14 protein-coding genes are annotated in these 13,005 nt (G+C 62.5%); 2 read left to right on the top strand and 12 right to left on the bottom strand.

What is annotated here, in order from left to right:
* Window positions 1-68 precede the first annotated feature (68 nt).
* The 7 genes from AB5Y85_RS04360 to AB5Y85_RS04330 form a co-directional block, all read right to left on the bottom strand.
* A complete protein-coding gene (locus AB5Y85_RS04360; RefSeq protein ID WP_257686738.1) occupies window positions 69-1,556 on the bottom strand; it encodes an oligopeptide:H+ symporter in 1,488 nt (495 codons plus the stop codon).
* 524 nt (window positions 1,557-2,080) lie between these two features.
* Window positions 2,081-2,983 (bottom strand): hypothetical protein, encoded by a 903-nt coding sequence (locus AB5Y85_RS04355; RefSeq protein ID WP_257686739.1) that lies wholly within the window; start codon window positions 2,981-2,983, stop codon window positions 2,081-2,083.
* A gap of 11 nt (window positions 2,984-2,994) precedes the next feature.
* Window positions 2,995-3,762 (bottom strand): hypothetical protein, encoded by a 768-nt coding sequence (locus AB5Y85_RS04350; protein ID WP_005335887.1) that lies wholly within the window; start codon window positions 3,760-3,762, stop codon window positions 2,995-2,997.
* 12 nt (window positions 3,763-3,774) lie between these two features.
* Window positions 3,775-4,317, bottom strand: coding sequence for a hypothetical protein (locus AB5Y85_RS04345; RefSeq protein ID WP_064335393.1), 543 nt, complete (start codon window positions 4,315-4,317; stop codon window positions 3,775-3,777).
* A gap of 23 nt (window positions 4,318-4,340) precedes the next feature.
* Window positions 4,341-4,625, bottom strand: coding sequence for a DnaJ domain-containing protein (locus AB5Y85_RS04340; protein ID WP_115521264.1), 285 nt, complete (start codon window positions 4,623-4,625; stop codon window positions 4,341-4,343).
* A gap of 280 nt (window positions 4,626-4,905) precedes the next feature.
* On the bottom strand, window positions 4,906-5,658 hold the full coding sequence (locus AB5Y85_RS04335; protein WP_257686740.1) for an SDR family NAD(P)-dependent oxidoreductase: 753 nt from the start codon (window positions 5,656-5,658) through the stop codon (window positions 4,906-4,908).
* Window positions 5,655-6,533, bottom strand: coding sequence for an NAD(P)-dependent oxidoreductase (locus AB5Y85_RS04330; protein ID WP_257686741.1), 879 nt, complete (start codon window positions 6,531-6,533; stop codon window positions 5,655-5,657). Before AB5Y85_RS04330 ends, AB5Y85_RS04335 begins: the two co-directional genes overlap by 4 nt.
* Window positions 6,534-6,663: 130 nt before the next feature.
* On the opposite strand from AB5Y85_RS04330, the gene AB5Y85_RS04325 reads away from it, so the two are divergent.
* Window positions 6,664-7,488, top strand: a complete 825-nt coding sequence (locus AB5Y85_RS04325) for a LysR family transcriptional regulator (RefSeq protein WP_257686742.1) — start codon at window positions 6,664-6,666, stop codon at window positions 7,486-7,488.
* 76 nt (window positions 7,489-7,564) lie between these two features.
* On the opposite strand, the gene AB5Y85_RS04320 is transcribed toward AB5Y85_RS04325, so the two are convergent.
* The 4 genes from AB5Y85_RS04320 to AB5Y85_RS04305 are packed head-to-tail and all read right to left on the bottom strand — an operon-like array spanning window position 7,565 to window position 11,310.
* Window positions 7,565-8,080: a protein disulfide oxidoreductase gene (locus AB5Y85_RS04320; RefSeq protein WP_257686743.1), complete on the bottom strand. Its 516-nt coding sequence runs from the start codon at window positions 8,078-8,080 to the stop codon at window positions 7,565-7,567.
* Between the two features lie 3 nt (window positions 8,081-8,083).
* Complete coding sequence (locus AB5Y85_RS04315; protein ID WP_257686744.1) at window positions 8,084-8,827, bottom strand: DsbA family protein; 744 nt, start codon at window positions 8,825-8,827, stop codon at window positions 8,084-8,086.
* Between the two features lie 9 nt (window positions 8,828-8,836).
* The gene (locus tag AB5Y85_RS04310; protein ID WP_257686745.1) at window positions 8,837-10,879 is read right to left on the bottom strand and encodes a protein-disulfide reductase DsbD; all 2,043 of its coding nucleotides are present in this window, start codon (window positions 10,877-10,879) and stop codon (window positions 8,837-8,839) included.
* A gap of 53 nt (window positions 10,880-10,932) precedes the next feature.
* Window positions 10,933-11,310: a hypothetical protein gene (locus AB5Y85_RS04305; RefSeq protein ID WP_108570753.1), complete on the bottom strand. Its 378-nt coding sequence runs from the start codon at window positions 11,308-11,310 to the stop codon at window positions 10,933-10,935.
* Between the two features lie 185 nt (window positions 11,311-11,495).
* Here AB5Y85_RS04305 and AB5Y85_RS04300 point away from each other — a divergent pair, with 185 nt between their 5' ends.
* Complete coding sequence (locus AB5Y85_RS04300) at window positions 11,496-12,224, top strand: 1-acylglycerol-3-phosphate O-acyltransferase (protein WP_088868432.1); 729 nt, start codon at window positions 11,496-11,498, stop codon at window positions 12,222-12,224.
* A 49-nt stretch (window positions 12,225-12,273) separates the two neighbouring features.
* On the opposite strand, the gene AB5Y85_RS04295 is transcribed toward AB5Y85_RS04300, so the two are convergent.
* Window positions 12,274-12,687 carry a hypothetical protein gene (locus tag AB5Y85_RS04295; protein WP_257686746.1) on the bottom strand — a complete coding sequence of 138 codons (414 nt, stop codon included), beginning with the start codon at window positions 12,685-12,687 and terminating at the stop codon, window positions 12,274-12,276.
* Window positions 12,688-13,005 lie beyond the last annotated feature (318 nt).

Genomic DNA, 13,005 nt, shown 5'->3' with positions numbered 1-13,005 from the left:
GATCAGCCGCGTTGCTGATTCAACCGTCGCACTGGCAGGGGCCACTGAAATGGCTGGCCCGAATCCAATTAGACAGGAATGGCTGTCGCCGCCGGTGGCGGGGTGATTTTGGAGGCGATCAGCAGGCGCAGGCGGGGCACCAGCAGGAGCAACACCACGCCGCCTGCCAGCGAACCCCAGCCCAGCATATTGAACACCGAGCTGTAACCCGGGTTGGTGGCGACCGGGGTGCTGCCGATATTTTGCGGCATGGCGCCGGAGACATAGCCCGCCAGCACCGAGGCGATGCCGGTCACCATCATCCAGCAGCCCATCATCAAGCCTTGCAGGCTGGCGGGGGCCAGCTTGCCAATCATGGCGTAGCCGATGGGGGAGATCAGCAGCTCGCCAAAACTCTGCAGCACATAGCTGATGGCGATCCACTTGAAGGCGACCAGCCCGTCGGCCCCCGCCAGATGGATGCCGATCGGCAGCACCAGCATCCCCAATCCCATGCAGAACAGGGAGGCGGCAAACTGGGAGGGGATGTCGATATTCCACCCTTGTTCGCGCAGTCGCTTGAATAGCAGCGCCATCAGCGGGCCACCGATAACGATGACGAGGGTGTTGATGTTCTGGATCCACTGGGGGGCGACCCGCAGCCCGAACACGTTGAGGTTGATATTGTGCTCGGAGAAGAGCATCAGCCCCATGGGCGCCAGCTGGTAGAGCGACCAGAAGATGAGGGAGCCGAGGGCGAGGATCAGGTAGGCCACCATACGGCTGCGCTCGGCGGCGTCCGGGTGGCGGGCGGTCATCACGCAGAGCAGCACCAGCACCACGGCCCCCAGGATCAGCACAAAGCTGCCGCTGAAGCTGGCGTGGGTCAGCAGCAGCCGCAGCGCCGGCACCAGCGTGGCCAGAATGGCGATACCGGCCAGCATGCGGCGGTAGAAGCCGCTCCCCTTGATATGGCGCAGCGGGGTGCTGATATCCGCCAGAATCGGCCAGCAGGCGAAGGTGGCGATGATGGCGATGATGTTGCCCAGCGTCGCAAACAGGAACAGGGTGCGGTAATCCTCGGTGAGCTGGAAGTAGCCCGCCACCGTGAAGCCGATAAAGAAGCCCAGATTCATCCCGGCGTAGTTCCACAGGAAGGCGCTCTCGCGGCGGTGATCATCCGGGGCGAAGCGCTGGGTCAGCATCATGTTGAGGCAGGTGACGTTAAGGCCGCTGCCGGTGAGGAACATGGCGAGCCCCCAGTAGAGGCCGGTGATCCCCATCTCGGCGATGAAGTAGCAGCCGATCACCTGCAGCACCATCCCCATCACGAACAGGTTGCGGTTGCTGAGGTAGCGCCCGCCGAGATAGCCGCCAAACAGGTGCAGGCCATAGTTGAAGGCCCCGAAGACCCCCATCATGGCGTTGGCCTGGGATTCACTGAAGCCGAGCCGCTTGGTGGCGTAGAGCACCAGGGTGGAGTAGAGCACGGCAAACCCCAGGGTCGAGAAGGTCTGGATAAAGAACAGCGCCCCGGAGCCGGGGGGAATGGTGGGGTGTTGATTCGAAGCGCTCACGGTCTGTCTCCTGTGAGAGAAGAAAGTCATAACTCGTCCTGAGAGCGTACCGGTCTGCTGCCGGTTAGCCTTGTGCGCTTCCATGCTGGTCTGAAGGCCGGTCTGTCATTTAGCGGCCAAGCGGTGCAAATAGCCATACCTGAAATTTAATCCGGCGCGATTAATTGCTTTTTATTGATCTATTCCGCCTTTTTATGCGTTATTGGGTCGCGGTTTTAGCTCGGCTTACCACGCGATTGCGGCACGGTTGATGTGATCCAGTCGGCTATTTGGTGCTGATTCTGGCGCTGTAGCGGGATCTGCATCCCGCTTTGTTGTCCCGAAACGCAGCTGGCGCCAAGTTGTTGTATTGCAGGTTGTTTATTCATCCTTGGGCATTGAGTGAATAAATATCGGGAGGAGAAGGGCAGCCCCAGGGTGACTTGCGCGTGTTACCTCACTGCTGTCGAGAGGGTGAGGGGAGGATATAACAACGCCCGGCGGGCCGGGCGTTGTGGTGCGACTGATGGGCGGCGAAAGCGGCCTTAGAAGTCGTGGTAGAGCGGCCAGCCGAGCAGCGGGTGCTTGAGACCGGCGCGCATCTCGATGTTGTCGAGCTTCTCCGGCGAGGCGTTCTCTTTTTGCAGCAGCTGGTACTGGCGCACAAAGCCGAGGGTGTGCAGCAGGTTGGGCACAAAGCCCGGGCTCAACTCCTGCCGCAGGGCGGCGGCCATGTCGGCTGGCAGCGCGCTCAGCATCAGGGCGAGCTGGGCGGCGAGGTAGTCGGTGTCATACCAGCTCTCGTCGAGCTCAATCTCCCGCGCCAGTTTGCGCTTGAGATCCTGCTTCACCTTGAGCGGGGCGGCGCCACTGCCCTTGCCGCAGAGGATGCGGTAGAGCAGCGCTTCGGCCAGCTTGTCCTCCATGGTGGGGTGGTCGCTCTCGCAGGCGAAGAAGTGCTGGTCGATGAGCTCCATCAGGCGGCTCTTGTTGTGCTCGGTCAGCGCCTTCTCGTACTCCTGCCACCCTTGCCACTCCTCCACATCGGGCGGGCTCGAGATCTTGTCCAGCAGGCGGGCATCCACGTCACCGTAGAGGCTGTTGCCAGCCTGCTTGGGGCTGACGGTGATGAGCATTGACCAGCCCTTCTGGAAGGGCTTGATGGGGCCTTCCGGCGCCTGCAGCAGCGCCAGCGCCTTGGCCGGATCCCGCGCCGAGAGCTCCTGCAGGCCGAGGCTCACCACGCCGATGACGTCGTGGGCCGCCTGCTCCAGCAGGTGCATCTTGTACTTGTTGTAGTACTTGTCGGCGAATTTGAGGCTCATCAGCACCGCCTTGCCCTTGATGGCGGCGAGCTGTTGCTGACTCAAGAGTTCATTGTCGCGGCCAAAGCGCAGCACCTGGGTGAGATAGGGGCCCTGGTTGGCATCGCGAATGACTAACTGCATGAATGGGCTCCTTAATCCAGAAAGCTGAACATGTCGTCGACGTCGCCGTACTCGTCTTCCTCGACCTTGTTCTTCTCTTTGGCCTGCATCACCAGTTCGGCGGCAAACTTGTTGATGATGCCGTCCCAAGTGGAGTGCTCGTTGCGCAGCAGCGCCTTGATGGCTTTCTCCACCTCGGGGGCCAGCTCGCGAATGAGCATCAAGAGGCTGCGCGGGTCGTCCAGCGCGTAGTCGTGGACATCCTCGCTCTGCTGGCGCTCGCTGTAGCGCAGGGACTCTTCGAGGTCTTCCTCTTCGGCGTGCAGCACGTCGCGATAGCCTTCGTCCTCTTCATAGCGATCGCCGCGATAGAACTCGATAAAGGGGATGGCGAGGTAGAAGAGGCCGGCCGGGTCTTCGGCCACGCACTCGAGGATCTCGCGCTGCTTGGCCTCGCTATCCTGGGTGCGGATCAGGTAGTTGAGGAAGTCGAAGGTGTGCTGTTGCAGCTCGTCGGCGTTGTTCTTGATCGCCTCTTCCCAATAGAGCGGCTGCTGGCAGACGATGTCACGGATCCGCTCCGGGGTCATCAGCTCGGAGATGATGGAGGGGAAGGAGATATCGTGCTGGCCGTTAATCTGGGTCAGGGTAACGATATCAATGTTTTCAATCACTTCTGCCAGCTGGTCGTCAGACATGGTCTTGGCGATCAGCTCGAACTTCTCGCTGGCCTGCTTCGGCTCGATAACGGCCAGCTCTTTGATCTCGATGGCGGTAATTTCTATCAGACTGTTGCTCATGCCTTGCCCCAATTAGAAACGGACTTCGTCGTACATATCCTGATCGCCGTCGTCATCACCATAGCGGTCACTGCCGCCGTGGTAGTCGGCGTCGGCATCTTCCCCGTCTTCATCTTCTTCGTCGCGCAGCTCATAGTCGTCATCACTGCGGTGGCTGCCGCGCGGCAGCGGGTTGTCGAGCAGGAACAGCACGGCGCAGGCTTCCATCAGCTGATCTTCGCTCTGGGCTCGCACCGCCTTGACCAGCGGCAGGGCGGCGTTGTTGAAGCCGACGCTCACCTTGAACTCGTCCCAGCTCGGCTGCTCGCCGCTGGCGAGCCACTTGTTCCACTGCGACTTGGCCTTGGCCGGGAACTGCACCCGGCCATAGAGGGCCAGCGGCAGATACTCGGGCATAAACTCCAGCATGCTCATATCGGCCAGCAGCAGGCTCTTCATCTGGTCGGTGAACTGTTCCAGCCCCTTGGGGTCGTCCTGATCCCGGTAGGATTCGATGTTTTCGCTGGCATCGCTTTGCAGCGACTTGAGCCGCGCCTGGTCCCATCTCTTTTGCATAGTTGCTCTTTCTGCCTGCTGTTTCAGGGGTAGAACTGATCCCACATCTCCTGCATGGCGGAGGTGGGGTCGGTCACGATGACGTTGTTGAAATCCTTGATAAAGGCGGCCCGCTGTTTCGGATCGGACAGCACTTCATAGGCCTGCTTTACCTGGTGCAGCTTGATGGCTGCCTGCTCTTTCTCTTCTTCACTGGCCCCGTGCAGCTTGTCGGGGTGGTACTGGTTTGACAGCCGACGATAGGCTTTCTTGATGTCGTTTTCGCTGGCGTTGGACTTGACGCCCAGCACCCGAAAGTAGTTGTTCATGGCAGATCCTGCATCACTGGCATCATAGGATTCACGCTGCGAGTGCCTGATGGTGGGGATTGGCAAACCAGGCACGGCAAAAACCCGTCATTTTAACGGAAACAGCCCGCCAACGCGATGAGTTGGGCGATCAATTAACGGGCGAAATGAAGAGGGGTCAGTTGAGCGTCTATTGTTGCCAGTCGATCTGGTCAGTGCAAGGGCAGCGGGGCAAAAGCGATGAAAAAACAGGCAGGAAAGGGGCGGGCGGCAGGCCGGGGTAAGGCTGCCGCCACAGGGGTTACTCCTCCCAGAAGGAGGCGGAGGTGTGGTAGATCATCTTCTTGCTCATCCCACCATCGACCACCAGATTGGCGCCGTTGATAAAGTCGTTGCGAGGATCCGCCAGAAAGAGGCAGGCGCGGGTGATGTCGTCGGGGCGCCCGACCCGGCCGCTCGGGTGCTGGCGGTGATCCGCCTCGGTCAGGGTGTGGTAATCCTCCGCCTGGATCCAACCTGGGCTGATGGCATTGACCGTGATGGGATGGTCGGCCAGCGAGTTGGCGAGGGACTGGGTGAGAGCGACCAGCGCCCCCTTGGAGGCGCCGTAGGCATCCCAACCCGGTTCGTTCTGCTGCCAGCGGGTGGAGGCGATATTGATGATGCAGCCATAGGGCAACCCGCGGTTGGCCTGCACGAAGGCGCGGGCGCAGAGCATGGCGCCGCGCACATTGACCGTCATCACCTGATCAAACTGGGCTGCGCTCAGCTCCTCGAAGCGGGTGTGGAACTTGCTGATGGCGCCGTTGTTGATCAGCAGATGGATGCCGCCATGCTGCGCGCGCACCTCGGCAAAGAGGCGCGTGATAGCCTGCTCGTCCCGCAAATCGAGCGGATGAAAGTGGATCTCGGGATGGTCGAAAGCGTGAGGAGCCAGATCGGTGGCGATCACCCGATAGCCAGCCTCGGCCAGCCCGATGCAGAGCTGGCGACCAATCCCGCCAGCGGCGCCGGTGACCAGTGCAATTTGGGGTTGGTTGGTCAGCTCGTTCATTGTGCCGCTCCATTGCGCGCCCGCAGCACCTTGATCAGGGCCGACACCTCCTGCTGACCAAACCCTTGTGCCACCCCTTCCTCAAACAGGTCGGCGGCAAAGCGCGGGAAGCGGCTGTCGATCCCGGCATCGGTGGCGTGACCGGCGAGGCGGCTGATGGCGGCGCTCCAGGTTTTCAGGCTGGCGTAGGGGTGATCGAAATCGCCGCTCGCCAGCGTCTTGCCAAGGTGGGCCACATCGCCCCCCAAAATCGGGGAAAGTTCGCTGAACTGGGCGCACACTTTGGCCACCGGCAGCCCTTCTGCCTCGCAGATCAGCGCGCCGTGCAGGGCACCGAGCAGGCCACCGGCAAAGTAGGCGGCGACGGCACAATCTTGCGCCGCGGCGGCCCCCACCGCCTCGGCCACATGGTCGAGGGTGGGGGCGAGCAGGCGCAGCACCGGCTCGGCCTCGCTAAAGGCAGCGCTGGCCCCTGAGCAGATGATGCTGGCATCGCTGGTGCCGATCTGATCCGGGAAGCAGAGGATGGCGCCATCGAGATAACGGGCGCCGCGGGCATGGCTCCAGCTCTCCAGCGCTCTGGCCCCTTGCGGGCTGCCGGTGGAGAGCTGCACCAGCAGCTTGCCCGCCACCGCATCGCTTGCCTGGTCCAGCAACTGCTGGCTGACGGCGTAGTTATCGACGCAGACAAGGGTGATATCGCTTGCGGCGATGGCCGCGCCAACCGAGGGGGCGAGAGTCGCGCCCAGCGCTTGCAGCGGGGCGGCCTTGGCGGCGCTGCGATTCCAGACGGTGACCGGATGGCCCGCCTTGAGCAAGGTGGTGGCGAGGGCGGAGCCCATGGCCCCGAGGCCGATGACAGAGAGATGGCGCATGATGGCTCCTGGCTGTGTTGATAGACGCTGATATAGAAAATTGGGATGCCTTGTGGCAGGTAAGCCACTATATTTGCCCCGTGTCGCCGTGAAAAATGGCTTTTATGACTGTCTGGTATAGGTGAATTCTATGGATGTGCGAACCCTGCGTGCGTTTGTGGCTGTCTTCGAGGAGCGCAACATCACGGCGGCGGCCACCCGCCTCTTCATTACCCAGCCCACCCTCTCCACCACCATCAAAATGCTGGAGGATGAACTGGGGGTGACCCTGTTTGTGCGGCAGGCGCGCGGGGTTGAGGGGACCGAAGCGGCGCACCGGCTCTATCCCCGCGCCAAGCGGCTGATCGCCGACACCGACTCCCTCGCCCGCGAGTTTCGTGAAACCTCCCCCTGCCTCGAGCTGACGGTGGGGATTGAGGCAGATCTTGGCGATGGCGTGCTGGGGGCGCTGGTCAACGGGGCGCTCGCCCACGAGGAGATCCTGCTGACTCTGGAGGAGGGGTGCTGTGGCGATGTGCGGCTGGGGTGTGAATCCCTGCGTTGCGGTGACGAGCTCTTTATCCCCCTGCTGGAGGAGGAGTTTGTGCTGGTGCTGCCGCCGGATCACCCGCTGACAGGCAAGGGAGCGCTCACCCCGGCAGCGTTGGCGGATGAACCCTGGGTCACCTGCCCGCGCCACGACTCCCACCTGCGGCTGATCGCCATCCTCGGCAATCAGGCGCCGCTCTATCCACGGCGGGCGGGGTCGCTGCGACTGGCGGCGACTATGGTGGCCTCCGGGGCGGGAATTGCCTGGTTGCCCCGTTCCCTCTGTCCGCCTGGTTGTTCGGTCGCCGAGCTGGCGGCCTCTTCCTTCAAGCGGCGGGTGGGGCTCTGCTACGCCCCGGATGCGTTGCGATCGGTGGCGGTGACCGCCCTGCTGGAGCAGGTGCGTGGGATGCAGCTCCCCGTCTGATGTCGGGATAAAAATGTCGGCATAAAAAAGGGCCATCCGGTGGGATGGCCCTGTTAAAGGCAACGAAGTTGCCTGGCTAGAGCGATGCCCACCAGAGCCGCAACTGCAAGCCCCACTTCGAGCTCCAGCCGGTGGTGCTGCTCACAAGCGTCCCATCCCTGATGACGAGGAAAGTCGGGGTGACACCTACCTGCCACTTGGCGGCCAGCGCTCCCGACTCGTCGTTGTGGGTCGGGAAGGTGAGCCCCTTCTTGCTCATCCCCTTGGCTAACTGTTCCGAATTGCCGGAGCGCAGCGCCACCGTCAGCACGTTTTCCCCCTCTTGCCAGAGCTGCTGCACCGCCGGGGTGGTGAAACGGCAGACCCCGCACCAGCTGGCCCAGTAGTAGACCAGCAGCGGCTTGCCTTGACTTAAGGTAGCGAGATCCGTGCTGCTGCCATCCTGCAGGGTGACGGGGGCGCTCATCGCCCCCTCTGGCAGGGTCGGGCTGCGCCACAGATCCAGCAGGGTCGAGATGACCAGCGCCATCAGCAGCAGCCAGAGCGCCTCCTTGCCCCAGCGGCGCCAGCGGGGTTGAGGATGGGTGGTCATCCTTTACCCCTGCTTGGCCAGTTCGGCCTTCACCAGCTGCTCCAGCTCCTCATAGGGGATGGCGCCCGGCACCAGCTGGTTGCCGATAAGCGTCGCCGGTGTGCCCTGTACCCCCAGAATGGTGCCGATGCGCAGGCTGTTGCGCAGCTCCTCGGTCGCCTTGGCGGCCGGTTTGAGCGCGGTATTGCCGGTGGCGGCCAGCGCCTTGTTGATGTCCGCCTCGGTCAGCATCCCCTGCTTGCTCATCAGCTTGTCGTGCAGGGTGAGGAAGCGGGCGGGATCCTGCTGCCACAGGGTCAGGCTGTATTGGGCCGCCTTGGCGGAGGTCTGCCCCTTGAACGGCAGCAGCTTGATCACCAGCCCCAGATCGTCCGGATAGGCCTTGAGCAGTTTGGTCAGCTGGGGATCGAACTGCTTGCAGTAGGGGCAGTTGTAGTCGGTGAACAGCACCAGCGTCAGCTTGGGGTTTTTGGCTCCCAGACGCGGGCTGGTGGCGCTGTTGAACAGCACATCCTTGTTGCCCTTGATGAAGTTGCCAAGCTGCGCCTCCTGGGCTGCCGCGTTCTGCTTCTCCCAGGATTCGGCGGCCTCGTCGAGGATCTTGGGATTGGCGATCAGGGTCTCGCGGATCAGCTCCTTGATACGCGCCTCCTGCTCCGGGGTGAAGGGGGCGGCGTGCAGGACCGGAGCCAGCAGGGCTGCGGAAAGGGAGGCCAGCAGGGTCAGGGCGCTCAGAGTCGGTTTCATGGTTGCTCCTTAAGATCGGGTGGTGCCAGCCTGAAGCAGGCCAGCCTTGTGCAATGTGGTCAGCAGCTCGTCCTTGTCGAGCAGGGGTGACAGCGTGGCCCCTTGCGGCAATTCCGGGCCGTAAATCTGGTTGAAGGGGACGGCCGCCGCGCCCCGCTTACGCAGGAAGGCGGCGATGGTGTCGCTTGGTTTGCTCCAGTCGCCGCGCAGGGCCACCACATCGGGGGCAGAGAGGGCCTGTTGCACCTCATCGCGCAGCAACACGTTGTATTTGTTGGCCTTGCAGGTAACGCACCAGTCGGCGGTGACATCGATAAAGACCCGTTTGTTCTGGGCCAGCGCATCGGTGATGGCGCGTTCAGAGAGCGGCTGCCAGACCACCTTGTCAACGTTGGCCGAGCCCTGCGCGCTAAAGGCACCGCTCAGCAGCAGGGGGCTGCCAATCAGGGCTGCTAGGGCGATCGCCAGTGTGAAGCCGCGCATGCCGTAACGCCAGATGATGCCAATCAGCAGTGCCAGCAGCATGGCAACCATCAGCCAGCCGGTGGCATAGCTGCCGAGATGGTTGTCGAGCAGGCTGGTGAGCCAGAGGCTGGAGCCCAGCATCATCAAGCCGAGCAGGATGCGCAGATGGTTCATCCAGCGCCCTGGTTTCGGCAGCCAGAGGGCGAGCCGTGGCAGGGCTGCCACCAGCAGCCAGGGCAGGCTCATGCCAATCCCCAAAGCTGTGAAGATCAGCCAGAGCTGGCCGAGCGGCGCCGCCAGCGCAAAGGCTACCGCAGTGCCGAGGAAGGGGGCCGAGCAGGGGGTTGCCAGCAGAGTGGCGAAGCTCCCCTGCAGGAAGTGACCGCCGAGGCCGTTGCCGCCGCTGGTGGCGAGGCGGGTGCTGAGGGCGCTGGGCAGGCGGATCTCGAACAGCCCCAACAGGTTGGCGCAAAACAGCATGGTGACCAGCACCATCAAGCCGATAAAACCGGCGCTCTGGAACTGGATGCCCCAGCCGACGGCCCCTTGCGTGGCGCGTAGCAGGCTGCTCATGGCCGCCAGCACCCAGAAGGAGGCGATGATCCCGGCGCTGGCGGCGAGGAACTGCTTGCGCACCGCGCCCTGTTCACGCTGCTGATGTTGCAACACAGTTCCCAGCTTGAGCGCCAGCACCGGCAGCACGCAGGGCATCAGGTTGAGGATCAGGCCGCCGAGCAGCGCTGCTCCCAGCAACCAGAACAGCGAATGGCTCTGGTTGGGCAGTGCGAGTGGCGCGCCGATCGTCCCCTTGCCCTGCCACGCCTGTTCGCCGCTGGTGAGCAGCAGGCCGAGGGATTGGCCGCGCAGATCCGGCGCATCCCCCTGCCAGCCATCGCTCACCGGCACCCGGGCGATCAGGGTGTTGCCTTCGACCTCAAGCGCCGGTTTGCCAAACTCGGCACCCTCAAGAGCGTCGATAAAGAGCGCTGGTGATTGCCAGCCCTCTGCCCGCTCGGCGCGCAGTTGCAGCTGGTTGTGCTGATAACCCAGCTCGACCCGGGTTTCGGCAGGCAATTGCTGGGGCAGGGTACTCATCGCCTTCGCCCAGGCAAAATCGAAGTCGGCCGGGGCGGCGCTATCCACCGCGAGGGTGAAGGGGAAGTCGGTCAGGATGCAGACATTGCTGCAGGTGGAGAGGCGCAGAGTACCCTTGAGCGGTTGCCCGGCGGGATAGTTTAGGCTCAGAGGGAAGGTCACATCCCCCTGATAACCCTGGGTGCTGAGCCCGGCTACCTCGAAGTGGCGTGGCACCGGCCAGCGCCACTGAAAGTCACTGACCGGCTCATCCCAGAGGATCTGGGGGGCAATGCCCCCTTCTCCCGGGCTGTGCCAGTAGGTTTTCCAGCCCGACTCCAGCTCGACATCGAGCAGGATGCGGGTCTGATCTGCCGTGCTGCGGTCGGCCTGCAGCCGTACCCGGGCGTGATCATTCTGTGGGCTGGTGAGCCAGCCCGTGTCGCTGGCCAATCCCATGGATTGCCACAGCAGACCGCCCAGTAGCAGGGCCGTCTTGAAGAGATTCGACATCTTTTTGGTCTCGCAAAAATTGAGTGACAGCTAACGAAAGAACGCTGCTGAACTCATTCCCGCCAGACGCAGAGGGTGAGGTGCAGACGCCGCTCGGGCGGCGAGATGACTCTGGGAGGGGGCAGTGGCGGTGTGTAGCGCCAAAGGGGGGCCAGCAGGGCGATCAGCAGGGCGACGGCAAAGAAGAGCTGTTCGACGCAGAGCAGGGTGGCGGCGCTCAGCCACTTGCCGTTGAGCTGGCAGCTGGTGGGTTGCGGGCTGGCCGGTTTGGCATCCTCTTGATCCGTTGCCGAGCCTGGAACGGGCAGTGCCTGACAGCTGAGGGCGTGATCGAGCAGTGCAAGCCGGGCCAGCGGCTGGGCCGCACAATTGAGCACCAGCAGGCAGACCAGCAGCAGGAGATGTTTCGCTACCCGTTGTTGCAAAATCATGTTCGCCCCGTCCATCAAGATGGGGCCATCCTAACGACCAATGGCGGGTGGGGCAAGTCGGAGGCGTATTGATGAGCAGTACTGTGGGGGGCGCGACGGGGAGGGTGGTCGGTTCTGTTTGGCGAACGCTTGTTCGCTAAAAGGGGGATCAGTATACTGCGCCGAGTTAAAACTCGAGGTGTTCGATGCTCAAAATTGCCCGTGTGCTGCTGCTTGGTCTGCTGCTCATTTTCTGGTTCCTGTTCGGCCTGCTGCTCTGTCTGGTTCGTCCGCGCCATCCCAACAACGTCTATGTCTTCGCCCGCATGTATCACGCGGTCTGCCCGCTGATCGGGCTGCGAGTCAAGGTGACGGTGGCCGACGAGGTCAAATCGGTCGGCCCGGCGGTCTACGTCTGCAACCACCAGAGCAACTTCGACATCTTCACCGTGACCGGTGCTGTGCAGCCCGGCGTGGTGGCGGTAGGCAAGAAGAGCCTGCTCTGGCTGCCGCTGTTCGGCCTTATCTTCTGGCTCTCCGGCAACGTGCTGATCGACCGCTCCAACCGCTCCCGTGCCATCGGCACCATAGGTCAGGTGGTGGATCGCATCAAGAACCGTGGCACCTCCATCTGGATGTTCCCGGAAGGGACCCGCTCCCAGGGACGTGGCCTGCTGCCATTCAAGGCGGGCGCTTTCCACACTGCGGTACAGGCTGAAGTGCCCGTGGTGCCCATCGTCTGCTCCAGCTACTTCGGTCAGGTCGACTTGAATCGCTGGGACAACGGCGAAGTGCTGGTGGAAGTGATGGCGCCGGTCTGCAGCAAGGAGCATGGTGCCAGCGGCATTCGCGATCTCTCCGACACCTGCCGCGCCCGGATGGAGGCCAAGCTGGCCGAACTGGACAGCAAGCTGGGCCACAGCCACGTCGCCTGACGGATATCGCAGACGAATCGACAAGGGCTATTTCTACATCACTGATGGTTCAGTGCGGCTGCCCGGTGATCTCATCCTGGGGCTTGTGTTGCCACACAGCGCCGAGCAGCAACTTGAGCAGCAGTCCGGGCGGGTTGTCCAGCAGTTTGCCGGACTCCAGCAGCAGCTGACCATCGGCGCGAAACCCGAGGCTGGCATCTATGGTGCCATCCTCCGAGACCACCTGGATCAGGCCATGGAGGGCGGAGCGCTCACCGGGCTGACAGCGCAGCCGCAGTTCGCGGGGTTCCCCCAGCAGGGTGAAGGCGCGGCTCAGTGGGGGCGAGTCTTCATAATCGGGCCAGTTGAAGAAGTGATACTGCTCGGCCAGGGGGCCAGCCTGCTGGCAAAACTGGTCGAACAGCTGCCCGATCGCCTGATACTCCTGATCGAGTCGTCTTGCCTGCTCTTCAATCCGTTTCATTGCTTACTCCTTGTCTATCCACTTGATCAGACATTGCTTTTCTGACCCCGTGACTGCCGTTTTCCACATATGAGGCCAAATGGCCACGAGGTCTGTGAGCCGGATCGAAGTTTCAATCTGAAAACGTTATCTTGTTGAAACTGGATGGTTTTTTTGCCATTCCGCTCACATTTGAATCGATTGCCGCTGATTAGAATTTCGCGCTTGAAATGGGAACTAAAGCTTATTGAGCTCGGGGGATGGCTCGGCGCCCCCGGGTTGAATTCCACCTTGCCAAGGGTGGGATAACTCCGAGAGAGTAAGCAAAGCGCGACTGCC

It is taken from the genome of Aeromonas sp. R3-1 (genome assembly GCF_040908345.1).
GTDB classification, from domain to species: Bacteria; Pseudomonadota; Gammaproteobacteria; order Enterobacterales; family Aeromonadaceae; genus Aeromonas; species Aeromonas veronii.
This window is presented reverse-complemented; position numbering and strand designations above follow the sequence as displayed.

Excerpts from the sequence above, each read along its gene's own strand:
- AB5Y85_RS04310 (WP_257686745.1), bottom strand. The coding sequence starts at position 10,879 with ATGTCGAATCTCTTCAAGACGGCCCTGCTACTGGGCGGTCTGCTGTGG.
- AB5Y85_RS04325 (WP_257686742.1), top strand. The coding sequence starts at position 6,664 with ATGGATGTGCGAACCCTGCGTGCGTTTGTGGCTGTCTTCGAGGAGCGC.
- AB5Y85_RS04315 (WP_257686744.1), bottom strand. The coding sequence starts at position 8,827 with ATGAAACCGACTCTGAGCGCCCTGACCCTGCTGGCCTCCCTTTCCGCA.
- AB5Y85_RS04320 (WP_257686743.1), bottom strand. The coding sequence starts at position 8,080 with ATGACCACCCATCCTCAACCCCGCTGGCGCCGCTGGGGCAAGGAGGCG.
- AB5Y85_RS04305 (WP_108570753.1), bottom strand. The coding sequence starts at position 11,310 with ATGATTTTGCAACAACGGGTAGCGAAACATCTCCTGCTGCTGGTCTGC.
- AB5Y85_RS04300 (WP_088868432.1), top strand. The coding sequence starts at position 11,496 with ATGCTCAAAATTGCCCGTGTGCTGCTGCTTGGTCTGCTGCTCATTTTC.
- AB5Y85_RS04295 (WP_257686746.1), bottom strand. The coding sequence starts at position 12,687 with ATGAAACGGATTGAAGAGCAGGCAAGACGACTCGATCAGGAGTATCAG.
- AB5Y85_RS04330 (WP_257686741.1), bottom strand. The coding sequence starts at position 6,533 with ATGCGCCATCTCTCTGTCATCGGCCTCGGGGCCATGGGCTCCGCCCTC.
- AB5Y85_RS04345 (WP_064335393.1), bottom strand. The coding sequence starts at position 4,317 with ATGCAAAAGAGATGGGACCAGGCGCGGCTCAAGTCGCTGCAAAGCGAT.
- AB5Y85_RS04335 (WP_257686740.1), bottom strand. The coding sequence starts at position 5,658 with ATGAACGAGCTGACCAACCAACCCCAAATTGCACTGGTCACCGGCGCC.
- AB5Y85_RS04340 (WP_115521264.1), bottom strand. The coding sequence starts at position 4,625 with ATGAACAACTACTTTCGGGTGCTGGGCGTCAAGTCCAACGCCAGCGAA.
- AB5Y85_RS04350 (WP_005335887.1), bottom strand. The coding sequence starts at position 3,762 with ATGAGCAACAGTCTGATAGAAATTACCGCCATCGAGATCAAAGAGCTG.
- AB5Y85_RS04355 (WP_257686739.1), bottom strand. The coding sequence starts at position 2,983 with ATGCAGTTAGTCATTCGCGATGCCAACCAGGGCCCCTATCTCACCCAG.